The sequence below is a fragment of the Cellvibrio sp. genome, from assembly GCF_039207905.1.
In the GTDB taxonomy this organism is placed as follows: Bacteria; Pseudomonadota; Gammaproteobacteria; order Pseudomonadales; family Cellvibrionaceae; genus Cellvibrio.
In genome coordinates this window covers 19,056-43,182 of sequence record NZ_JBCECX010000009.1, presented here as the reverse complement: position 1 = coordinate 43,182, position 24,127 = coordinate 19,056, and the positions used below count along the sequence as shown (strand labels likewise).

General features: G+C 47.9%; 20 protein-coding genes. 7 read left to right on the top strand and 13 right to left on the bottom strand.

What is annotated here, in order from left to right:
- The first annotated feature begins 97 nt into the window (after positions 1-97).
- The 3 genes from wrbA to sppA are packed head-to-tail and all read left to right on the top strand — an operon-like array spanning position 98 to position 3,085.
- Complete coding sequence (wrbA, locus tag AAGC78_RS07090) at positions 98-694, top strand: NAD(P)H:quinone oxidoreductase (protein ID WP_435783360.1); 597 nt, start codon at positions 98-100, stop codon at positions 692-694.
- Between the two features lie 3 nt (positions 695-697).
- The gene (locus AAGC78_RS07085; RefSeq protein ID WP_435783359.1) at positions 698-1,147 is read left to right on the top strand and encodes a DUF2069 domain-containing protein; all 450 of its coding nucleotides are present in this window, start codon (positions 698-700) and stop codon (positions 1,145-1,147) included.
- 21 nt (positions 1,148-1,168) lie between these two features.
- On the top strand, positions 1,169-3,085 hold the full coding sequence (sppA, locus tag AAGC78_RS07080; protein WP_435783358.1) for a signal peptide peptidase SppA: 1,917 nt from the start codon (positions 1,169-1,171) through the stop codon (positions 3,083-3,085).
- 75 nt (positions 3,086-3,160) lie between these two features.
- Here sppA and AAGC78_RS07075 read toward each other — a convergent pair whose 3' ends face one another.
- The 9 genes from AAGC78_RS07075 to AAGC78_RS07035 all read right to left on the bottom strand — a co-directional run bounded on the left by AAGC78_RS07075 (position 3,161) and on the right by AAGC78_RS07035 (position 18,036).
- Positions 3,161-5,434 (bottom strand): PQQ-dependent sugar dehydrogenase, encoded by a 2,274-nt coding sequence (locus AAGC78_RS07075; RefSeq protein ID WP_435783357.1) that lies wholly within the window; start codon positions 5,432-5,434, stop codon positions 3,161-3,163.
- Positions 5,435-5,673: 239 nt separating this feature from the next.
- Positions 5,674-8,289, bottom strand: coding sequence for an ATP-binding protein (locus AAGC78_RS07070; protein WP_435783356.1), 2,616 nt, complete (start codon positions 8,287-8,289; stop codon positions 5,674-5,676).
- 273 nt (positions 8,290-8,562) lie between these two features.
- Positions 8,563-9,117, bottom strand: a complete 555-nt coding sequence (locus tag AAGC78_RS07065) for a gluconate 2-dehydrogenase subunit 3 family protein (RefSeq protein ID WP_435783355.1) — start codon at positions 9,115-9,117, stop codon at positions 8,563-8,565.
- Positions 9,114-10,805 carry a GMC oxidoreductase gene (locus AAGC78_RS07060; protein WP_435783354.1) on the bottom strand — a complete coding sequence of 564 codons (1,692 nt, stop codon included), beginning with the start codon at positions 10,803-10,805 and terminating at the stop codon, positions 9,114-9,116. Before AAGC78_RS07060 ends, AAGC78_RS07065 begins: the two co-directional genes overlap by 4 nt.
- 38 nt (positions 10,806-10,843) lie before the next feature.
- Positions 10,844-11,740, bottom strand: coding sequence for a hydroxypyruvate isomerase family protein (locus tag AAGC78_RS07055; RefSeq protein WP_435783353.1), 897 nt, complete (start codon positions 11,738-11,740; stop codon positions 10,844-10,846).
- Between the two features lie 362 nt (positions 11,741-12,102).
- On the bottom strand, positions 12,103-13,992 hold the full coding sequence (locus AAGC78_RS07050) for a methyl-accepting chemotaxis protein (RefSeq protein WP_435783352.1): 1,890 nt from the start codon (positions 13,990-13,992) through the stop codon (positions 12,103-12,105).
- 168 nt (positions 13,993-14,160) lie between these two features.
- Positions 14,161-15,933: a glycoside hydrolase family 9 protein gene (locus AAGC78_RS07045; RefSeq protein WP_435783351.1), complete on the bottom strand. Its 1,773-nt coding sequence runs from the start codon at positions 15,931-15,933 to the stop codon at positions 14,161-14,163.
- A gap of 124 nt (positions 15,934-16,057) precedes the next feature.
- A complete protein-coding gene (gene hda, locus AAGC78_RS07040; RefSeq protein WP_435783350.1) occupies positions 16,058-16,792 on the bottom strand; it encodes a DnaA regulatory inactivator Hda in 735 nt (244 codons plus the stop codon).
- A complete protein-coding gene (locus AAGC78_RS07035; RefSeq protein ID WP_435783349.1) occupies positions 16,780-18,036 on the bottom strand; it encodes a DUF2066 domain-containing protein in 1,257 nt (418 codons plus the stop codon). Before AAGC78_RS07035 ends, hda begins: the two co-directional genes overlap by 13 nt.
- A gap of 245 nt (positions 18,037-18,281) precedes the next feature.
- Here AAGC78_RS07035 and purM point away from each other — a divergent pair, with 245 nt between their 5' ends.
- From purM to AAGC78_RS07015, 4 genes are all read left to right on the top strand, one after another.
- Positions 18,282-19,337, top strand: coding sequence for a phosphoribosylformylglycinamidine cyclo-ligase (purM, locus tag AAGC78_RS07030; RefSeq protein WP_435783348.1), 1,056 nt, complete (start codon positions 18,282-18,284; stop codon positions 19,335-19,337).
- A 4-nt stretch (positions 19,338-19,341) separates the two neighbouring features.
- On the top strand, positions 19,342-20,013 hold the full coding sequence (purN, locus tag AAGC78_RS07025; RefSeq protein ID WP_435783347.1) for a phosphoribosylglycinamide formyltransferase: 672 nt from the start codon (positions 19,342-19,344) through the stop codon (positions 20,011-20,013).
- An 11-nt stretch (positions 20,014-20,024) separates the two neighbouring features.
- Entirely contained in the window at positions 20,025-20,738 is a 714-nt protein-coding gene (locus AAGC78_RS07020) for a DUF3108 domain-containing protein (RefSeq protein WP_435783346.1), read from the top strand.
- An 83-nt stretch (positions 20,739-20,821) separates the two neighbouring features.
- Positions 20,822-21,307, top strand: a complete 486-nt coding sequence (locus AAGC78_RS07015) for an FKBP-type peptidyl-prolyl cis-trans isomerase (RefSeq protein WP_435783345.1) — start codon at positions 20,822-20,824, stop codon at positions 21,305-21,307.
- Between the two features lie 70 nt (positions 21,308-21,377).
- Here the strand turns inward: AAGC78_RS07015 and AAGC78_RS07010 are convergent, their stop codons facing one another.
- From AAGC78_RS07010 to AAGC78_RS06995, 4 genes are all read right to left on the bottom strand, one after another.
- Positions 21,378-21,563: a hypothetical protein gene (locus tag AAGC78_RS07010; RefSeq protein ID WP_062058844.1), complete on the bottom strand. Its 186-nt coding sequence runs from the start codon at positions 21,561-21,563 to the stop codon at positions 21,378-21,380.
- 23 nt (positions 21,564-21,586) lie between these two features.
- Positions 21,587-22,813, bottom strand: coding sequence for an NAD(P)/FAD-dependent oxidoreductase (locus tag AAGC78_RS07005; RefSeq protein WP_435783344.1), 1,227 nt, complete (start codon positions 22,811-22,813; stop codon positions 21,587-21,589).
- A gap of 57 nt (positions 22,814-22,870) precedes the next feature.
- Positions 22,871-23,440, bottom strand: a complete 570-nt coding sequence (gene dcd, locus AAGC78_RS07000; RefSeq protein ID WP_435783343.1) for a dCTP deaminase — start codon at positions 23,438-23,440, stop codon at positions 22,871-22,873.
- 75 nt (positions 23,441-23,515) lie between these two features.
- Complete coding sequence (locus AAGC78_RS06995; protein WP_435783342.1) at positions 23,516-23,989, bottom strand: MerR family DNA-binding protein; 474 nt, start codon at positions 23,987-23,989, stop codon at positions 23,516-23,518.
- Positions 23,990-24,127: the final 138 nt, after the last annotated feature.

The following is a 24,127-nucleotide window of genomic DNA, read 5'->3' as shown; positions in this document are numbered from 1 at the left end:
TCCCTGTAGGCTCGACTTCGGCATCCATGCCTCAGGCGGTCTCGCACACTGATCAGACAGTTATTTTCGCTCCACTATTTTCACTAAAGATTTCTTTATGGCACCTTACATTTTAGTTTTGTATTACAGCCGCAACGGCTCTACGCTCGAAATGGCAAAACAAATCGCGCGCGGTGTTGAGCAAGTGAGCGGTATTGAGGCGCGCTTGCGCACGGTTCCTGCAGTATCAACAGTGACCGAAGCAACTGAGCCAGCAATTCCGGATACTGGTGCGCTCTATTGCAGTGAAGACGATTTGAAACACTGCAGCGGTTTAATCCTCGGCAGCCCTACCCGCTTCGGCAATATGGCCGCACCGATGAAATATTTTCTCGATGGCACCAGTGGCATTTGGTTGAACGGCGATTTGATCAACAAACCTGCTGCGGTATTTACCTCCACCTCCAGTTTGCATGGCGGACAAGAATCAACATTGCTGTCGATGATGTTGCCGCTTTTACATCAAGGGATGGTGATTGCCGGCATCCCCTATAGCGAGGCAAGTGTAAGCAGCACACGCACCGGCGGCACGCCTTACGGCGCATCGCATCTTGCCAGCGGTGATATACCCAACAAACTCAGTAGTGACGAAATTACACTTTGCCAGGCACTCGGCAAACGCGTCGCCACTCTCGCGCTTCAATTGAAAGGCTAAACCATGACTCAACATACTGACGAACAACAACACACTGATGAAAAACCAAAAAAAGTCATTGTGATTACCGATGCAGACTCTGTGCTATTACATAAAAAATTACGCTTAGGTCAATTAGTTTGCAATCTGAGCTATGTGAGCCTACTAGTCGTATTCACCTTAAATTATTTTATAAATGACAATGTGAAACTGGTCACTTGGATCGTATCAATGTTTCCTCTGCTTATTTTTATTCCCGGACTATTAAAACCAAAACATCGGACATACAGCTGGATGTGTTTTGTATTGTTGATGTATTTTTTATTCCTCATTCCGCTACTCATGAGTAACTGGCATTGGGGCTACTGGCTAATGACTAGCCTAGTCACGTTATTGTTTATCGCTGCGATGATGACCAGTCGCTGGCTGCAATACTGGAATTATTATTTGTCCACCAAAACGAACCACTCATAAACTTTTCGGAAGGTAATTATTGTGTCTGTAAATTACGACGAATCAACACCACCCGCTGCGCCGCAATCAAATACTTCACGTCCAGTTGCTGCAAAAAAAACGGGAGCATGGAGCCGCTTGTTTGGTGGCGTAGGCAGATCTATCACCTGGTTCCGCAATGCGGTAATGAACACGCTGTTTATTATTTTCTTTCTTATCGTGGTGATTGCGATTGGTTCAAGCGCACCGCAGCCATTACCTGAAACATTCGCGCTGCGCATTGCGCCTACCGGTGTATTGGTTGACCAGCGTAGCTACATAGACCCAATGAGTTTGCTGATGTCGGATACCAATCCCGATGAAAGCGAAACATTAGTGCGCGACCTTGTCGAAGCTATCGACAAAGGTGCAAAAGATAAACGCGTAACCCTGTTGGTACTTGAGCCAGGCCGCCTGCTCGGTGGCGGCATTAGCAAGATGAATGAAATTGGCCAAGCGCTGGAAAACTTTAAAGCTGCCGGCAAAAAAATTATTGCAGTGAGTGACAATTACTCACAAGACCAATACTACCTCGCCAGTTTTGCCGATGAGATTTATTTGCACAATATGGGCGTAGTAGAAATCACCGGCTACGGCCGCTACATGAATTACTACAAAACGGCGCTGGATAAACTCGGCGTAACCATCCATGCATTCCGTTCCGGTAAATACAAAGATTATCTGGAACCCTATCTGCGCGACGACATGTCACCCGAATCACGCGAACACAACGAGCAATGGATTGGTGAGATGTGGAATTCCTACACCAACAAGATTGAGCAAGCGCGCAAACTGCCTGCGGGAAGTATTGCCGATTACGTGAATAACCTCGATGCACACATGGCCTTAACGGATGGCGATAGCGCAAAGCTCGCGCTGGAAAAAAAACTGGTTGATAAAGTCACTTCACGTCAGGAGATGGAACAAGCATTGATTGCTGCTGCCGGAAAAAGTAAAGACGGCGAGTGGTATAACAGTGTCGGCGTTAAAGGTTATCTCGCCGATGTACGCAAGCTTCCATCACTCACACAAGACAAAGTCGCCGTTGTAGTAGCATCGGGTTCAATTGTTGATGGCCACCAACCTGATGGCACCATCGGCAGCGAAAGCATGTTGGAATTGTTGCGCCAGGTAAAAGAAGACACCGCGGTAAAAGCTGTTGTTATCCGCATTGATTCCGGTGGCGGCAGTGCCTTTGCATCAGAAATTATCCGCTCGGAAATTATCGCCCTGCGCGACAAAAATATTCCCATTTATATTTCCATGGGAACAGTCGCAGCTTCAGGCGGTTATTGGATCGCTACCGCAGGCGATAAAATCTGGGCGCAACCTACCACCATCACCGGTTCTATCGGTGTGTTCGGTGCATTCCCGACCCTGGAAAAATCCTTGCAAAAAATTGGTATCAACACCGACGGTGTAGGCACTACCGAATTAGCTGGCACCATGCGCCTTGATCGCCAACTGTCAGAAAAAGCTGGTAAGGTTGTGCAACATAGCGTGGATAATATTTACCAACGTTTTATCTCGCTTGTAGCTGATGCGCGCAAGCAAGAGGTTAATGCGATAGATGAAATTGCCCAAGGCCATGTATGGACAGGTAACAAAGCAAAAGAAATTGGTTTGGTTGATGAACTTGGAACACTGAATGATGTGATTGCTGCCATTGCAGCAGAAGCAAAATTGAGTGATTACCGTGTGGAGTTTGCCCAGCGTCCACTTTCACCGAAAGAAGAATTTTTGCGTTCACTCACACAAAGCCATGTAGGAGCTTTTGTTCCCACCTCATTGCTGGAAAAATTCACTTCACTCAGTGTTGTGAATGAATTAAGCCCAGTATTGAAGCCGTTAAGTGATTTGAAAAAAATGAACGATCCGCAAGGCATTTATGTTCAATGTCTTGATTGTGTCGCGCCTTGATGAAATTGTAAGTGGACTATCAAAACCGATTGGCAGCCTCGCTGCCAATCGTCTTCTCTTCCCCCACACTCAATCCTATTCGCATCCCTGCAGGGAAGCGATCCAATCCGTGATTACATCAACCGCTGCCTGATCGACAAGATGCGATGCCAGTGGTGGCATCTGGTTAACATCACGCAATTTCATTCGCGCCAATAACACCGAGCGAGCAGGTTCGCCGGGTGCAATAAGGCGCGCGTTGGCAAGTCCAAGATCGCCGCTTGACGGCTGCTGATTACACGCCTGCATCGCAGCCAGCGATGTCGCATAACGTAAATCAAGGGTCACGGGTGTTGTGCCACCTGGGCTATGGCAATTACTGCAGTTGCTGTGCAAATAACTACGGGCACGTTGAGTCAGCGTTGCATTGGTATCATCCAGTGCAAACAATTTTTGTGCTTTTTGATTTGCTGAAAGACTGCTGGAGAATAATCCAATGTGCGCCAGCGTATCCAACTGACCAGCATCAACTCCCGATGATGGATAGCGCATGACTGAATTCAATTGCCGCGTTTCCAAACCAAGCGAGAAGTTAGCCACTTGTGTGTGGCAAATCAAACACTGCGCCGGGCTCGGGAATTCCCACTGAATCCCGCTGACCGTTTTTGTTTTTCCATCCGTTAACAACTGCGCATCGGTTTGGTCATCGCGCCACTCATAACTAAATCCCTGCCAGCCCAACTCGCCGCGCGCAAACAAACGGGTTTCGACAAAACGATTATTAAGTTTAAAGTGCTTCATCAACACGCTGCCGACGGGAAATAAAAAATCACCATCCGCCGCTAGCTCTATTTTGGTATTGTCGGGCAGTGATAAATAACGCTCTTTTTCCGCAGAATCAGACCACAACTCTGATTGCACCCTGTAAGGAATCATGGCTGCTGCAGGCTGCATCGGATTAGCTGCACTCACACAGCCCGTCGCGGACAAACGGTTCGCCATAGTGCCGGGTTGCAATTCACCACCGGAAGCTTGCAGTTTTACAATTTGCGAACCCGCTCCTGACTGACCAATCGCATAAAGCTCACCCTGATTGTCTTGTGCAAATGAAACTATGTCCACCGGCACACTACCGTGATTGCTCACACTGACATTACCACTCGAGTCGCGCGTAATTGACTGCATGGTATTAACACAGTAATCGGTGAAAAAATATTTACCATAGGCTGCAGGATATTGACTGCCGCGATAAACATAACCGCCAATCACCGAACACACATTGGTGTTGTGATTGATCGATAACACCGGTTTGATTTTATTGTCGGTAGAGCAATTTGGCCTGCCGCTGTAACAACCATCGCCTTCCATATCGCCCCAACCATAATTACCGCCACGCGTAATCAGGTTTACCTCTTCCCATGCACTTTGCCCTACATCACCGGCCCACAAATCACCATTTTCTTTATCAAAACTGAATCGCCAGGGGTTGCGCAAGCCATATGCCCAAATCTCCGCTGAGCCACCACCATTTACAAAGGGATTATCGGATGGAATGGCGTAGCTGCGTCCGCCACTGGTGTTATCAATATCGATACGTAAAATTTTTCCGAGTAAGTTATTTTTGTTTTGGCCATTTTGTTGTGGATCACCACCACTGCCACCGTCACCGGAACTGATATATAGGAAATTATCTTTTCCAAACGCAAGCTGTCCACCGTTGTGATTGGAATAGGGTTGATCAAAGCGAAGCAAAATAACTTCTGAGTTTTTATCGATCATTCCGTTTTGCGCGACTGCAAATCGGCTCACCCGTGTTTCCATTTGGTTGCTAATACCGGTGGCAATATAATTGAGATACACATAAGGCTTGCTCGCAAATTGCGGATGAAATGCAATTCCCAGCAACCCGGTTTCACCACCGGAAAAATCAACACGATCCTCAATATTCAGCACTTCAGCCAGCGCATTTGCCGATGCATTATTTTGAAAACGGACGACCCTGCCCGACTGCCGTGTTGCATACCAATAAGTATTATCACTTGGAACTTGAATCAAATTAGTTGCATTAGGAATATTGGGTAATGAGGGAAATACGGCCTGCCAACTAATACTGGTTGGCGCCCCCGAGTTGACTGCCGCAGGAGCGAGGCAAGTTGAGTTTGAAGGACGTGCAGCTAAGCCTGACACCACACTTGCCGAGGATGAATTAACCTGGGAACTTGCAACACTCGTTAACGACGATGAAGCAATAGAAAGTGATGAGACCGCAATAGAGGATGGCGAATTAGTAGAGCCGCCTCCACCCCCGCCGCATGCGACCAAAAATAGAAAACTGGAAATAACCAACAACTTTTTTACGCAATTTTTCATGCTAATTACCTCTCCGAGCAATACCCATTGAGAAAGTCTGGCTAAACGGTCATGAAGTTTATTTTTATAGAGAATAGGCTGCACAAGCGGTGCGCCGATTAGAAAGTATAACGCTGATGATCTCGTGCGTTCTGTGGGCGAAGCCCCATAAGTAAACTAATTGCACCCTCTTGAATTGCAGAAAAACCCCCGGGCAGCGAACTGGCCGGGGTCTTGTTGAATTATTGTATGCGGTGGTTTTACATTTTATCTAATAAACCCAACAACAGCGGAATATCAACAGGCTTCAATAAATGATGATCAAAACCAGCCTCTTTGGCTTTTGCACGGTCGCTATCTTGACCATAACCGGTAATCGCAACCAGCCCCGCATTTGCCGTAACAGCTTGCGAACGTAGCATTCGGGCAAGATCGTAACCATCTATTTCGGGCAAACCGATATCAAGCAAGAAAACATCAAAAGGCTGCTGCAATGATAGTGTTAACGCCTCTGTAGCAGTATGGGTGAAGGCAAGGCTGTGCCCCATTGCTTCCAGATACATCGCCAACATATGCGCTGCATCGACGTTATCATCGACAATCATAATGCGCAGCGATTTTGATGAACTGGATGTAGTACTGGATTTAAAATCAACACGTGAATCTGATTCATGCAATATCGGAAGCCAAATAGAAAACTCACTTCCTTTACCTAAACCTTCACTGCGCCCTTCAACTTCACCGTCATGAAGCTCCACCAGGCTTTTAACCAATGCCAAACCAATTCCCAAACCACCTTGAGTGCGGTCAGCGCTGCGCTCAGCTTGAGTGAATAATTGAAATGCATCGCGTGCAGTGACTGCATCCATTCCTATGCCGTCATCCTTAACAATAATGCCCACCCTGTTATTGTTCACTTTCAGTGCTAACTGGATGTTGCCGCCATCAGGGGTATATTTCGCTGCATTATTTAATAAATTCGCAACAGCCTGTATCAATCGTTTTTTATCGCCGTTTACAAAAATAGTATCAGTGGAAATTTCAATCGCTAATTGATGGTGGCGATGCTCCACCAATGGACGCAACTGCTCAACTGCTTCAAGCAGCATGTGCTGTAAATTAAGTTTTGTTTTTTCCAATGCGACTAAGCCACGGGTAACGCGTGACACATCCATTAAATCGTCAATCAAACCCGTCATGTGTTTAATCTGGCGAGAGATAATCTCGCTAGTTCGCTGCACACCTTGCGGATCAAGTTGACCAAGGCGCAACATTTCAGAAGCAGCGCTGATGGGTGAAAGTGGATTGCGCAGCTCGTGTGCGAGCATTGCCAAAAATTCGTTTTTTCGTTTATCGGCCAATTCAAGATCGTGAATTTTTTCAGCCAATTGTTCATTAACCCGCTTTAATTCCAGATCAATAAGGTATTGCTCTGTAACATCGTTGCCTTCGACAAAAATACCGCTAATGCTGCCATCGAACTCAAAAATGGGTTGTAAAATAAAATTGACGAATCGATCTTCCGGTGCGCTGTATTTGGTTTTAAAAACTTTGACCGGCATACCGTACCCCAGGAAGGGTTCGCCGGTTTTATAAACATTGTCGAGCAATTCTATATAACCCTGCCCTTCTAATTCGGGCACTGCCTGCCGCACCGAAAAACCAACATAATCACGCTGTCCGAGTAATTGCAGGATGGATGTATTCACCATCTCATAGACATGATCCGGCCCACGCAATACCGCCATAAAACTGGGAGCCTGTTGAAACAAGGCACTCAGTCGCTGGCTTTCTTCTTTTTGACGCTCATACAATTTTTCACGTGATGCCGCCCTGAAAGCTTCAATCTTCCGGCGCTCAATGGTTGAAAAAATTCGCTCCGCAACTTCCTTGAATAAATTGATTTCATTTTGACTCCAATCGCCCAGGACTGTGCGATGAGTACTCAAGCAGGCGACCAGTAAACCATTCCTGCGGATAGGCACACCCAACACAGCAAGTGACTCAAGTGAACCGTAAGCACCATCAATCGTTCGCTCATCCGATCGGGTGTCGGTAATACACATCACCTTGCCTTGGCGCAAATCATTTAAAATTGCAGGGCTGTAGTCCGCAATCGAACCACGCAATCCTTGAAGACTATTAATACCCGGCAAATTCCAACTGTACTCCACCACAAAATTGCCATCATTGGGATCGTCGATATTGGAAAAACTGATGCGCGCTAAACCCAATTGCCGACCGAGCATTTCAAATACTACGGACGCAATTTCGCTTGGCTCATTTATTTCGCTCAAGCTATCCAATAATTGCAATTGAAATGCCTGGTCTGCTTCCAACCGCTGGCAGTTATTGATTTGCACCAACAACTCTTCATTCAGGCGATGTAATTCGATTTTGGATTTATGCTCTTCGGTCACATCGTTGCAAATAACCAATACACCCTGCACACCACTGCTATCTGCAATTGGGCTGTAACCGTAAGTCCACCAGATATTTTCTTTTTTCCCGTGACGGGTTGTGGGAACCAGCTGTTCAACATGCCAGGTCGCTTCGCCACCGGCCATAATTGAATTAATTTGCGGGCCGATAATGTCCCAAATTTCACCCCAGCATTCATGACCGGGCTGACCAAGTGCGCTCGGGTGCCGCTCCGCCCCCATAGTTTGACGATAGGCATCGTTATAAAACTGGATAAGATCAGGCCCCCACCAAATAAACATTGGATGATGGGATGTCAGAACCAGCCGCAGAGTAGTTTTCAGGGTTTCGGGCCAATCTTCAGCGGGGCCCAGTGGTGAGGAATTCCAGTCATAGTCGCGCGTGAGCGAAGCCATTTCCCCGCCGCGCGCTAAAAATTCCAGTGAATGTTGCATTTTGGTGAAATTCCAACCGACTATTTTGAAAGGTAAAAACGCAATAGCCGGTATGAAACATCAATTAACCAAGAAAGGAAAGAGCTGGAGGATTTAAAAAGGAAATGATGATTCTGATCCTGACCTGCGCTATTTTTTTCACCATAAAACTGTGCGCCACTTCATTTTTTACATTATTACTATTTGAAATTTGGGACCCGCCTTTTTGCTCCACATAAAAAAGGCGGCCAATTGGCCGCCTTGTCTATTCATTTGCTGACTACAACTGCCCTGCTATTTTGTAGCCCAAGCGCGATCACCCACTTTGTAGGCCAGATTGCCATCGAAGCGGCCGGGAATCGGAGCATGGCGCAACACTTGCGTACCACCCACTTCCGAGGTGAAGAAACCAAACAAGGTCAGCTGCTTGATCATAGTGAAGTAATGCATTTTGCCTGCGGCAACATCCGCTTTGGCTTCACGATCCAAGCGATTAATAAACTCTTCGCGCTCAGCTCGCTGCAACTCCACAAAATTGCGCGTGTAGGCCTTCTTGCACGCATCCTCAAAAGTGATTAAACCTTTGTGAAATATCGCTTGCTCATCCAGTGTGTAGCAATCAGTCACATACACTTTCATAAACTCGCCGACTTTTGCATCTTTCGCACCCGGTGTTTCAGTACGCGGCAAAATGGTTTCAGCGATTTCATCCAGCAATGCAATATTGTCTGCAGAAAAATTCAGCGTAGTTGCGGTTTGTGTTGCACAACCACTCAACAGCGCTGTACCACCAATCATCGCAGTACCGGTTGCAGCGGTAATCAGTTTTAATAATTCGCGGCGATTCATTTCAGATTCCCCTTTTTCAATTCTTTTACAGCGTGATCAACTGCGCGTGCAGTCAGTGCCATATAAGTCAGCGATGGGTTTACACAGGATGCCGATGTCATACAGGCACCGTCGGTGACAAACACGTTGGGTGCATCCCACACCTGGTTAAAACCATTGAGTACGGAGGTCTTTGGATCACGCCCCATACGTGCAGTACCCATCTCGTGAATACCCATGCCCGGTGAGTAACCCCAGTCAGCGCCTTGCACATTTTTCACACCGGCAGCTTCAAGAATGTCTACTGCGTCTTGCATCATGTCTTTACGCATGGCCAATTCGTTTTCACGAATTTCTACGTCCATCGCTAAAACAGGCAAGCCCCATTTGTCTTTGGTGTTGCGGTCGAGAAAGATGCGGTTATCGTGATGCGGCAACATTTCACCAAATGCAGTCATACCGATAGTCCATGCACCTGGCTCAGCCAATGCATTTTTAAAATCGGCACCGACACCCATCTCGGCAATATCGCGGTTCCAATCCTGACGGCTTGCAGCACCTTGATAACCAAAGCCGCGCGAATAATTGCGCGTCTCATCACCGAGGTTGCGGAAACGTGGAATATAAAAACCGGCCGGACGACGCCCGTAATAATATTTGTCTTCGTAACCCTCAACCATACCACCGGCACCCACGCGAAAATGGTGATCCATTACGTTGTGGCCCAATTCACCACTGCTGCTGCCCAAACCACCTTCCCATACATCGGTAGCAGAGTTCATCAAAATCCAGGTGGAGTTAAAACTCGATGCGTTCAGGAACACAACGTTCGCAGTGAATTCGTAAGTTTGATTGGTTTCTGCATCAATAACTTCTACACCGCGCGCGCGTTTTTTATCTTTGTCGTAGAGCACTTGGCTTACGATAGAGAACGGACGCAAAGTGAGATTGCCAGTTTTCATCGCCGCTGGCAGTGTGGATGATTGCGTGCTGAAATAAGCACCGAACGGACAACCTAACCAACATTTATTACGGTACTGGCAATTTACCCTGCCCTGTTCCGGTTTTGGTTGGGTGATATTTGCGGTGCGGCTGTTAATCATCAAACGCTTGCCGCCGTAGGCTTTTTTAATGCGCGCTGCTACATCTTTTTCTACGCAGTTCAATTCGATTGGCGGTAAAAATTTTCCATCGGGTAAATGATCCAAGCCTTCAAGCGATCCGGAAATACCCGCAAAACTTTCAACATAATCGTACCAGGGCGCGATGTCGGCATAGCGAATCGGCCAATCGGTCGCAATACCTTCGCGCAGGTTTGCTTCAAAATCGCGCTGACTAAAACGATAGCTTTGACGGCCCCACAACAGCGAGCGACCACCGACGTGATAACCGCGAAACCAGTCGAATGGTTTTTTCTCAACGTAAGGGCTTTCTTGCTCGTTCGCCCACATGCCGTTGGTTTCTTCGTTAAGTACAAAATCGCGCTGCAATACTGGATGATTTCTTTTCATCTCCTGCGTAGGACGACCGCGATGCGGATAATCCCAAGGATCTTTTGCTGCATTCACATAATCTTTAATGTGCTCGATATTGCGCCCACGCTCGAGCATCAATACTTTCAAACCTTTTTCAGTTAATTCTTTTGCGGCCCAACCGCCGCTAATGCCGGAGCCAACAACGATGGCATCGAAGTGTTGTGTACTGGACATAGATGTACCTCTGGATAAACCTACTTCTGGATAGGAGATTAAACGTCGCAGATGCGGATAGCCGCTTGCAAGGATTCAATTTTTTCTTTATTGGTTGCGCGCTTGGGCATAAATTCCTGCGCGACATATCCCTTGAAACCAGTCGCGTGAATAGCGCGAACAATAGCCGGGTAATAAAGTTCCTGGGTGTCATCAATCTCATTGCGACCAGGCACACCAGCGGTGTGGTAATGACCAAAGTATTGATGATGATTTTGGATAGTGCGAATGATGTCGCCTTCGCTGATTTGCATGTGATAAATATCGTAGAGTAGTTTGAAGTTGGGTGAGTCGAGACGTTTGCACAACTCAATGCCCCAAGCTGAATTATCCGCAAAATAATCGGGGTGATTAACCTTGCTATTGAATAATTCCATCTGCAACACAACGCCGCGTTTTTCCGCTTGCGCAAGGATTTGCTTCAGGCCTTTGGTCGCTTGCTTCAAACCCTCTTCCGGATCTTTCCCACGCTTGTTGCCGCTAAAACAAATCAGGTTTTTGTAACCGGCATCGCTCACCAGATCGATATGTTTGCGATAGCTTTCTATAAGCGGTTTATGAAACTTGCCATCGCCCCAACCATCTTCCAGATTCAACTCGGCGCCATTGCACATAGACGAATCAACACCGTGTTGCTTAAGAATGTGCCACTCTTTCGGCCCGACTAAATCAATCGCCGAAAAACCCAAACGCTTAACTACCAGACACAATTCCTCGACCGAAAGAAAATCGAATGTCCAGCGCGCGACTGAGTGGGAAATATTGCCTTTCAGGGCAGTAGTGGGAGTACCAGATGATGAAGCGACTTCTGCGCCCAGCGCTGACAAGCTGGATAAACCTAAAGCACTTGCGACAGCACCGCGCATCAGGGCGCGGCGATTAACGGAATAGTTCATGGCTGCTAACTCTATTTTTTATTGCATAGTGGTGACCACGGCTCTCTCCAAAGCCGATAATAAAGGTTAGCTCGCCCTAAAATGGTTATCTACTTAGGTCAACGGATCTTTACTCTTTATGACAATAACGTGCATATAAGCGTAAAAGCATAGTAAAAAATGGACTAACCCAAGCAACTTTTGGTAACACAACAGATTTTTTTCAGCTGCTATTTAATAATTTTTTCCATTTGGAAAAACTTCATTTCAATTTGTAACCAACTCAAAAAGCCCTAAGACCTCGGCGAAGGCTCAACGAAAAAGCATGACATTTGTAATAAAAAAGCCAGCATAAAGCTGGCTTCCGTTAGCTAACTTAATTTCTATGAACGTCGTGAGCGTTCGTCGAGCACAAAAAATTCCATCATTTCTTGTAGTTGAATCGCTTGATTACTCATCTCTTCAGCGGTTGCATTTAATTCTTCCGCTGAGGATGCGTTTACTTGTGTGGTTTGCGCCAACTGACTAACAGCTGCGCTAATTTGTTCGAGGCCGTTTGATTGTTCGCTAGAGGCAGCGCTAATTTCCTGCACCAAATCAGCGGTCTTGCGAATTGAGGGCAGCATTTCATCCAACAAGCTACCAGCGCGTTCAGCAAGCTGCACACTTTTACTGGCCACTGTACCTATATCTTGTGCGGCCTCCTGGCTGCGTTGTGCAAGCTTGCGCACTTCGGCAGCAACTACAGCGAAACCTTTTCCGTGTTCGCCTGCGCGGCCCGCTTCAATCGCGGCATTGAGTGCGAGTAAATTGGTTTGGTAGGCAATTTCATCCACCAGTTTTATTTTGTCGGCGATTTGGCGCATAGCCAATACAGTTTCGCGCACCGCTTCACCACCTTCTGCAGCGGATTTAGCGCTGCGGCTTGCGATGCCGTCGGTTTCGCGTGAGTTATCGGAATTCTGCGCAACAGCAGCAGAAATTTCTTCGACGGATGCACTCGTCTCTTCCACAGTTGCCGCTTGTTGGGTCGCCGCTTGCGAGAGACTTTGCGATGTACTGCCAACCTGCTCGCTCGATTGCACCAGCTCTTGCGCGGAATCGCGGATATTCAAAATAATTCCAACCAGTTTTTCGCTCATGGTTTTCATGGCGCCAAGCAATTGCGCAATTTCATCTTTACCCTGCGCATCAATTCTTACCGACAAATCTCCCCCGGCAAGACGCAACGCTGCTGCACGCGCAACGTTAACCGGATTCAACACCCAGGTGCGAATTCCCCAGATAAGAATAAACGCCACCAACACAATACTGATCACGCCAATAATAATGGCGATGTTGCGCATCTCGATAACATTTTCCATCATTTTTTCTACGGGCACACTGACGCGAAATGACCAAGGTGTGGTGACGTGACCTACTATAACCGGCACAGAAATTTGGTAAGCATCTGCTTGCAAATGATCATCAAATGTTTCGCGACCAAAAATTTCACCCGCGCGAATCGCGGCAAGTAATTTTTCGTCTTTAATTTGTTTGCCTACATTTTCTGCTTTGGCATCGCCAACATAGGTTCCAGCGTTAGAGAGCAAACTCGCATAACCTACTTCGTAAGGTTTGATCTGGCTAACTTCATTTTGATAATCAGAGAGCGCAATATCGACTCCCGCCACCCCCAAAAATTGGCCGTTTTGGATAATCGGTACTACCACTGTGGTAATCAGCGTTTCTTTACCCGCTACGGTATAAAGGTAGGGTTCGATTAAGGTTTCAGCGCGATTGGCTTTCGGCAATTGATAAAAATCGCCTGCGCCCGGTTTATCGTAATCCACCAGAGCTTCAACGATTAACTTGCCCGAACCGCGGTTCCAATAAGGAACGTAGCGACCGCTCGCATCGTGACCCGGCGCATTGCGATAAGCATCATCTTTACCATCAAATGCATTTGGCTCCCAGCCACTCCACACACCTAGGAAGGCTGGATTTGCATCCAATACTTCGCGCAGCAATGCATCGGCAGTCGCGCGATTGCCATTAACTTTACGCAATCCGGCCAGCGCCTGCGCGAGCGTGCGCGAGGCATTCATCGCCACTTCCAACCTGCCCTTCACATCAAAGGCCTCATGCTGGGCCAACTCTTCCGCATATTCGGTGGCGAGGTCGTGCTGCATGCGGCTGGCTTGACTGTTGAGCACCCACAAGGTGATGACGTAACTCACCACGACGAGCAGGATGATCGACATCATTTTGGTATTCAGGCTATGGAAATTCACAAGGACTCCTTTACACGATTGCGATGAGGCGGCGGGAACTTTAAAAGCATAGACGGAATTCAGGAAAATCCAGCACGCGACGCAGGAATCCTTGTGGGTGTTTTTACTCAGGCATAAAAAAGCCAGCGCAAGGCTGGCTTAGTCGAAAATTTTTCTTATTTACAGCAGCTATTTTGGAGTCAATGCCTGAATGGCGGCAGATATGTACACTAATGGTGCATTCCAGTTAATCGCCACTTCGTTACTGGCATAACTGCAGTAATGATCGAGGTAGGATTTAGCGGTAATCGGCGATGGATAAGCAACTTCGCAATCATCTTTATCTTGCTGCCCCGCCTGTGGACCACCCGCAAGAAAGCCCGGTACAGGATCGGCAACTTTATCGGCACCCGACGGGCGATGATGTGGATGCAAAGTCGCCTTGGCTCCATAACCAGTGACGAACGACATATCAGTAGCATTGCGCCCAAGCACATAATCCAACGCAGCCTGCGCAGCATCCAGATACTCACGTTTGCCGTTCAACTGATAAGCCTGCACCAATATCATCGCCTGCCCCAAGGCAACCGAATTGCTTCCCCATTTGAAATCATTTTTTTGCATGGTGACGCGATAAGCCGAGGTCGCCCAAACCTTTTGCAAACTCTCTGCTAATTCATTAATGCGATTGGCAATCAATGGTTGATCGGCAATTGCGGTTAATTGATTGCGGTGATGTGCGAGCGAAATCCAACCCAAGCCGCGCACATCGCCCCATGAAGGAACTGTCGCAGTTGTTTCCGCTGGTTTCATAGCGGTGTAGTAATTGTCTTTTTTGGTGGTGATGTATAACTCAGCCGCCGCCCAGGCAAATTCATCAGCGAGATTTGCATCGCCATATTCGCCGGTTTTGATATCGTCCGGCTGCTTGTAAATCACTGCCGGATTAGCAATTGCCCAGGCCCATGCAGATTCCGCTGCAGCTAACATTTTTGCAGACATTCCCGGCAACTGATTTTCATATTGCGCCAGCACACGGCTGGACGTTGCCATTACTGCGGCAAAATCCAGCGCCGCTGCCGTTGTTTTCTGCACGACGTAGCGCTCAGTCGTTGCTTCATGTGGCATCACAGTGCCATCAAATCTTTTATTGGTGAGCTTGTGATAAACACCACCGTCATTTGGATCTTGCATAGTCAACATCCACTCAAGATTCCACAGGGTTTCATTGAGCAGATCAGGAATGGCATCACCACTCTCAGGAATATTTAAATTCTGGTTATTAAATATCTCCGGAAAATGTTCGTAAGCGGCAAGCAACGAATAAGTCGCGATACCGGAGTTAACAATGTATTTATTGTAATCGCCTGCGTCGTACCAACCCTTGGGGCTGGAGATCACTGTACCCGCAGGGCGCACTTCGCTGGCAGCGGACGGATGAACCAACACCTGCGTATCCGGATGCCCAAGCGGACGCGCATACACACCTGCATGCTCAGGCAATAACTCAGCACTGTTGCGATTAAAATAAAATGCTTTGATGCTCGCGGCATTTAACGCGTTGTACACATCATTACCAATCGCAAACGGGTATGAATTACTTACACCATCAACGTGCACACGATAATTGCCGGGCGTTTTTATGCTTGAGAAATCGGCAAGTTTTACGTTTTCTTCTGACGCATCCCAGTTAGCTGCTGCCGTTAAACTGCCGCTGTAAATTTCAGCACCGCTGGTTGCATCAACAATCTTAAATTGGGTTGCAGCGACATCAGGAATCACCGCCCATTTAGCGGATTCGGGTAAAAATCCCAACTGATTTAATTTGATATTACCCACCACTGCCGATGAAGCAGCGGAATTTTCTGTTGGTGTACTTTTGTTACCGCAACCCAGCATCAAACCGGATGCAGCGACCAACACCAGGGCTGACACCAGACCTGTCGGATTAAATAAAACCATTGTGAATCTCCATTGCGTAGCAGGCCCGCTTGAGCCTTTTGTTATAGTTTTTTATGTGAAAACTGAAGTGATGAATTAAACGGTAATCAAGCGGGAGAGATTTTGGTGGTGAAGCAAGAAGAGATCAAATCGCTAATACTTTCTTTACAAAAGGAATGGTAAGTTTACGCTGTTCGGCAAGCGAGGCGTGATCGAGCCGCTGTAATTGCCAGAAGAGTTCATTGGTATCGCGCGGTAAACGCTGGATGATGTATTGCGCTACGTCATCGCCCAATTCCAGACCACGTGCACGTGCGCGCATTTGCAGTGCTTGCTGTTTATCTTCATCGCTCAGGCTGTGAACTTGATAGGTCAAACCCCATTGCAAGCGCGAGCGTAAATCCTCCAGACTCAAGCCCAGTTCACGCGGGCTGTATTCCGCTGCAACCAATAAACATTTACCTGCATCGCGCAAACGGTTGTAGAGATGAAAAATAGCCTGTTCCCAATCAGGGCGGCCAGCGATGGCTGGCAAACAATCCAGACACACCAAATCGACCATTTCCAAACCGGTAAATAAATCGTCGGGCGCGTAGCCAACCAGATCGCGTAGTGGCAGATATTGAACAGAAAGTCCCATTTCCTGTGCTTGATGACAGGCTGCTTGTAATAGATGAGTCAGGCCGCAACCGGGAGCGCCCCACAAATAAATAAAAGCTTCGCCGCTACCATCTAACTGCTGACGCAAACCCTGAATCACCATCGCGTTGTGTGTTTGTGCGGGTGCGAAAAAATTTTCAAAGGTGGCGTCATCATTGAGATTAACGCTTAAAGATAATTGCTGTGGCAAATTCACCATCACTAACACTACTTCTGCCAAACGTACATCAAAGGGTTACCAACACTACCGGCATTTGCTGACACCACAGCAGAGCTACTGGTGGTATTTTCATTCGCCAATGCCTGATCCAACTCAGCCATAGCTTCTGCATCAACTCCGGCATCAGCGGCAATTGCTGCAGCGGTTGATGGATTCGTTGCCGTGGAATTACCTTGCGCAGGCGTCAAACGACGACCAAGTGCGAGCGTGGTCACTAACAATTTTGCATCGCCTTCTGCAGTGAGTCGCACAAGGATGCCATCGGCATTTACTTTCGCGACTTCCATACGCTGCACCATCGCCAGCTCATTCAAGTATGCCTGCGCCTGCTTGAAGTCACCAAAACTGGTGATGTTGCCGATCTGCAACATTATCGCTTGCGGTCCCTGACCTGACGGGGTGATCGCGTACTGGTTGGCAAAATAATCCGCCGCGCGATCAATCGCCGACGTAAATAAACCTTTCACCTCGGGAGTTTCGTCGGTAAATGATTGAACATTACCGCTATGGAATAACTGCCAGTCGCCCAGCCAAGGGCCCTGCCCCTGAGCGACACCTGCCGCAGTGGATGCAGCGCTATTCATTGCTCCTACCGCTGGAATTGGGCCAAGGCTGTAGGGGGTATAACGACCAATAAGGATTGCATCAGCCTTATAACGAGCGGAAACAGCTTCAAGGGTCGCACGATCCGGGCTCCATAAATCCCCCGCTGCGACACCGGCCTCTGCCAACACTAGTGGCAAACCGCGGTACTGCGCTTGCTGCTGCAACGCCTGGAGATCAATAGGATCCATCGCCAAATGCAAACCCGCTTGATCTTTGGCAACTAACCAGACCAACACTTTCGGGCGCTGCGCTGGCCATACCGGCAACTGCGACTGACGCAGCAATTGCTCAATCGCCCGAGGCTCATAGTTCAGCTGCAATCCGATCGCTGCGGATGTTTTGCCATCGACGGTGATGGTTTCATTGGAGGATTTGTAGCTAAAACCAAATAGATAATTCTGTGCTTTGCCAGTCGCTTCTTTAATAGCTGGATGATCGAACGCACTGCGCTGACCGGAGACACGCACTATAACTTCGCCCAAGGTCGCACGGGCAGCTGCATTTCGCTCGGCCTCTGCCTGGCTTTTCACCAGCGTATCGGCACGGTAGATATCAACCAATTGCGCAGCCCACAACGGACTGGCAAGGCCAATCATCAGACAGGAAACCAGCAAACGGATAAGCGGAGAGTGCGACAAATTTCACCCCTGAATGCAGCGACTAAAGTTGAGGAGGCGGCATTGTAACAGGCTTAAACAAGGACGCGGCAAGGCTAATCGGGGCGGCCGACACAAATTCCACAGATTCCCGCTCGCCGTTTAACCACTATCAAACAATAACTTAGCTCCAAACTGCGCTTTGGCCTGCAAGCGCTTACATAAGCTGTTAGAATGGCGGCCTTTTTTTAAACCACTCCAACTGCCCGAGCTGTGAGCCCTTTCTTATGAGCCAAAACCAAACCCCTACCCCATCCCTTAGCTACAAAGATGCAGGCGTTGATATTGACGCGGGCGATGCGCTGGTTGAACGCATTAAAAGCGTCGCCAAACGTACCCGTCGCCCCGAGGTAATGGCCGGTTTGGGCGGCTTTGCGGCTTTGTGTGAAATTCCTGAAGGCTATCGCCAACCAGTATTGGTATCCGGCACTGACGGCGTAGGCACCAAGTTGCGCTTGGCGATGAACCTGCAAAAGCACGACACCATCGGTATCGACCTGGTTGCCATGTGCGTTAACGATTTGGTTGTCACCGGCGCCGAGCCACTGTTTTTCCTCGATTATTACGCCACCGGCAAGCTGAATGTCGATGTTGCTGCTGCAGTAGTATCAGGTATTGGCGATGGCTGTGAATTGTCCGGCTGTTCATTGGTTGGCGGTGAAACTGCTGAAATGCCCGGTATGTACGAAGGCGAAGATTACGACCTTGCCGGTTTCTGCGTAGGCGTGGTTGAGAAATCAGAAATTATCGATGGCAGCAAAGTACAAGCTGGCGACACCTTGATCGCACTGACGTCAAGCGGCCCGCATTCAAATGGCTACTCGCTAATCCGCAAAATTATCGACGTCACCAACGCCGACCTGAATCAGGATTGCGGCGGCAAACCACTGGCCGATGCGCTGATGGAACCAACCCGCATTTATGTTAAGTCAGTACTCAAACTGATCAAAGAATCACAAGTTAATGCTATGGCCCACATCACCGGTGGCGGCCTGACCGAAAACATCCCGCGTGTATTGCCGGACGACTGCAAAGCCGTTATCGATACCCAAAGCTGGGCACTGCCACCAGTATTCCAATGGTTGCAACGTGGCGGCAACGTGGACATCCGCGAAATGTACCGCACCTTTAACTGCGGCGTGGGCATGGTGATCGCGGTTCCTGCGAGCGAAAAAGACAATGCCCTCAACATCCTGCGTGCAGCGGGTGAAAATGCATTCGTAATTGGTTCTATCGCTAAAGCCACTGGTGAAGAACACCAGGTTGAACTGCAAGGCCTCTAATCGAATGTCGTCCAGTGATGTAAAAAACTTGCGGGTTGTTGTCCTGATTTCAGGTAGCGGCAGCAACTTGCAAGCATTGATTGACGGTGTAACTCATGGCGATCTGCCAATCGAGATAGCTGCAGTAATTAGCAATCGCCCCGATGTATTTGGCCTGACGCGCGCGACTGAAGCAGGCATCCCGACGCTTGTGCTTGATCACAAAGGCTTTGCGAGCCGCGAAGCTTTTGATCAGGAACTCATGCGCCGCATTGATGCATATAACCCCGGCTTGGTTGTACTCGCTGGGTTTATGCGCATCCTCACGCCGGAATTCACCCAGCACTACCAAGGCAGAATGCTCAACATTCACCCGTCGCTACTGCCCAAATTCCAGGGATTGCATACCCATCAGCGTGCGATTGATGCTGGTGAAAGCACACACGGCGTAACTGTTCACTTTGTGACAGCAGAACTGGATGGCGGCCCTGCTATTGTCCAGGCAGTGGTGCCAGTACTCGCAAACGACGATGCCACTGTGCTCGCCAAGCGCGTGCAGCGTCAAGAACATGTGATTTATCCGCTCGCCGTAAAATGGTTTGCACAAGGCAAATTGAGAATGGTAGATAACAAAACCGAGCTAAATGGTGAACTTTTGCCTGCTTGCGGTTATCAAATTGAGGCAAATGAGCCTTAAAAGGAATATCCATGCCCAATATCCGTACAGCCTTGCTTTGTCTCATATCACTCGCCGCCCCACTGACTTTTGCAGCGGATGCCCCGATAACATTTGACAACGAATACAAAGCCAAGCTTTACGGCTTTAACATCACTGTCACCAATCGCCTGACCAAAACCAGTGACAACCAATATGAACTGCTCTTTAAAGCAGACTCCATGATTGGCACCATTACCGAACAAAGCAAAATGCATTGGAATCCGGCGCAACAAACCGTTAGCCCACTGCACTACAATTACGCCAGAAGCGGCCTCGGCAAAGCGCGCACTGCAGAATTAAGTTTTGACTGGCCCAATAAAACTGTCACTAACAACGTACAGAAAACCAGCTGGCAAATGGACATAGCACAAAAAGTGCAAGACAAACTGAGCTACCAAGTCCAGCTGCAACAAGATTTACGCAACGGTCACAAGAATTTTGCTTATCAGATAGCCGATGGCGGTCGCCTGAAAGAATACAAATTCACCACCGTGGGCGAAGAGCTGCTGGAAACCCCACTGGGCAAAGTCAACACGATTAAAGTTAAACGCAGCCGTGAAAATGATGAGCGCGTGACCTACGCGTGGCTTGCTAAAGATTGGAATTATTTATTGGTACGCTTACAGCAAGAAGAAAAAGGCGAGGCCTATACAATTTATATTCATAAGGCGACGCTAAACGGCAAAGCCATCGAAAAATTTTAATGATTTACGTATTAACTAAAAACCTATTCCACCTATTTGCTTACACGAACATTCACTCTATCACTTAAACGAAAAGGCTCTTTATGAACATCTCTGAAAATTGCGTTGCCAGCTTTCATTACACCTTGACCGATGGCTCAGGCAAAGTGCTTGACTCTTCAGAAGGCCAAGAGCCGCTGTCTTATCTGCACGGCGCAGGCAACATCATTCCAGGCTTGGAAGATGCACTGGAAGGCAGAACCGTTGGCGACAAATTGACTGTTGCTGTTGCCGCACCACAAGCCTACGGCCTGCGCGATGACAGCTTGGTACAAGAGCTTCCATCCAACATGTTCTCCGGCATCGACAACATCGAAGTGGGTATGGAATTCCACGCAGAAACTGAACAAGGCCTGCAAGTTGTTACCGTAACTAAAGTAGAAGGCGATCAAGTAACTATCGACGGCAACCATCCTTTAGCAGGTGTTGACCTGAGCTTCGATGTAGAAATTACCGAAGTGCGCAAAGCAACTGAAGAAGAGTTGAACCACGGCCATGCACACGGTGCAGGCGGCCATCATCACCACTAATCATCGGCGATGAAAACAAAAAGGCTCCTTTACGGAGCCTTTTTTATTGCAACTCAATTCGACAAAGCAATTATTTCAATTCAACTTTTTGTTCGCCACAGCGGCTACATTTATAAATAGTCACCAGCTTGCCCTGTTTCACATCAAATTGTTTTTCTTTGACCACTTCCCACTTATGAAAACCGCTGCGGCACAGCGTTTTGCCTTTATGCTTATCAAAAGGGCTTGGTTTTTTAAATTGGATTACATCACCCATTTTTTTAACGCCCTCTCGCTTTATCAAACATAAGTACCTGCCGCCACCGCTGATGCCCAAGCCCATTGGAAATTAAAACCACCCAAATGGCCGGTGACATCAACAACCTCACCAATAAAAAATAAACCCGGCTGTGTTTTTGTTTCCATGGTCTTAGAGGAGAGATGATTGGTATCAACACCGCCCAATGTCACTTCTGCAGTGCGGTAACCCTCTGTACCCGCAGGCATGATTTTCCATTGGTGAAATTGCGTAGCGATTGCCTGCAGCTCTGCATGCGTGTATTGATTAATGGGGCGATTGCCATTCCACTGCCCAGCCCAATAATCACACAAACACTGCGCAATATTTTTAGTGAGCAATTCACCGATGATTGTCGTAAGCAGTACTTTCGGGCGCGCTTTTTGTTGCTCACTTAAAAATTCGAACACGTTTAATTGTGGCAACAGATTGATTTCCAGCTCTTTACCGGGCTGCCAGTAAGACGATATCTGCAACATCACCGGACCGCTAAAACCACGATGTGTAAAGAGCATGGACTCGGCAAAACTCATCTGGCCACTAGCGGCTTCACAACTCACTGTCACATCAAGCGCATTGCCAACACACGGTGAAAATACAGCAAGCTGCGCAGGCGAAAGCGTGAATGGAACCAACCCTGCGCTGCGCGGCTTTAACGGCAGACCAAATTGTTCCGCCAATTCATAGCCAACACCTGTAGCGCCAAGCGTTGGAATTGAAAGACCACCGGTCGCAACCACTAATGACTCACAATAAATCGTGCCCTGTGATGTTTTGACTTTGTAACGCATCGGCAAATCGCCTTCCGCCAGCGTAGTAACTTGTTCAATATCACACAGAGTGTAGATATCAGCACCGGCATACGCGCATTCATCGAGCAACATCGACAAAATATCCTGCGCTTTGTTATCGCAAAATAATTGGCCCAGCTTTTTTTCGTGGTAGGGAATCTGATGCTTTTGCACCAGCGCAATAAAATCCCATTGGGTATAACGCGCTAACGCCGATTTGCAAAAGTGAGCGTTGTCCGAGAGATAGTTTTTAGGCAGCACATCCATATTGGTGAAGTTGCAACGACCACCACCGGACATAAGAATTTTTTTGCCGACCTTATTGGCATGGTCAATAACAACCACTGCACGACCACGTGCTCCAGCTGTTGCGGCGCACATTAACCCAGCCGCACCAGCACCAATAATTAAAACCTGTGTTTGAGAAGGGATTGCCATCGCAATAAGCTCCGCAAAGCTGGTGCAAGGCACCAGCGAATAATTACATGCGAAGCATTAAGTGCGAGGAAGAGTTACACCGCGCTGGCCCTGATACTTACCGCCGCGATCTTTGTACGAGGTTTCACAGATTTCATCAGATTCAAAAAACAGCATTTGCGCAACACCTTCGTTGGCATAAATTTTTGCGGGCAAAGGTGTGGTATTTGAAAATTCCAGCGTCACATGCCCTTCCCACTCGGGCTCAAGTGGAGTGACGTTTACAATAATTCCACAACGAGCGTAGGTCGACTTACCCAAGCACACTGTCAAAATGCTGCGCGGAATACGGAAGTATTCAACCGTGCGAGCCAAAGCAAATGAATTGGGCGGAATAATGCACACATCACTTTTAATATCGACAAAACTTTTTTCATCAAAGTTTTTTGGATCAACTACGGTGGAGTGTACGTTGGTGAAAATCTTAAACTCGTCAGCACAACGAACATCATAGCCATAGCTGGATGTACCATAAGAAATGATCCGCTGACCGGAAGCGTCGTGACGCACTTGGCCCGGCTCAAACGGCTCAATCATGCCGTGCTCTTCAACCATCCGGCGCATCCACTTATCGGATTTGATGCTCATAATCGCTCCAATTACAAATAGTTAATCGGCGCGCATCATAGCCTTTTTCAGGGTAGAAAAACACCGGCACGCGACCTAGGTGCGATCATTCCACGCAGCCTCATCCGGTGCATCTATGAGGGTAAAAGACATTGCACTTGGCTTTTTAATTGACGGAGTTTCGACCACTGCCAACTGATTGATAATTGCGCAATCACTGGTTTCATCGCCAGCGCATTCATTCGCCATACCGACCAAGGTGTCACGCATCGCATGCAGCGCAATCAGCTGCTGATCAACCTGGGTAATCTTCTCGCTCACCAATGCCTTAACCTGGACGCAACGCCGCTGGGGATTTGCCTGTAACGCAAGCAGCTCGCGACACTCATCAAGACTAAAGCCCACCGCCCTTGCCCGCTGCAGAAAGCGCAATTGAGCTACATCATCCAGCGAATAAATCCGGTAATCATTCGCCTGCTGCCGCTTAGGCACAACCAAGCCTATATCTTCGTAATAACGGATTGTCTTATTAGGTAAACCGCACGCCTGTGCCGCCTGACTGATATTCATCCCATACTCCATTCAATGTAGCCGATCACTCTCAGTTTACTTTAAACATTTCAGTTACTGTAATGTCAACAAAAAATGACGCACGGACTATAACTGCTTGTAACGGATTACAAAATTTTTGTCACCTTTAAACATAAA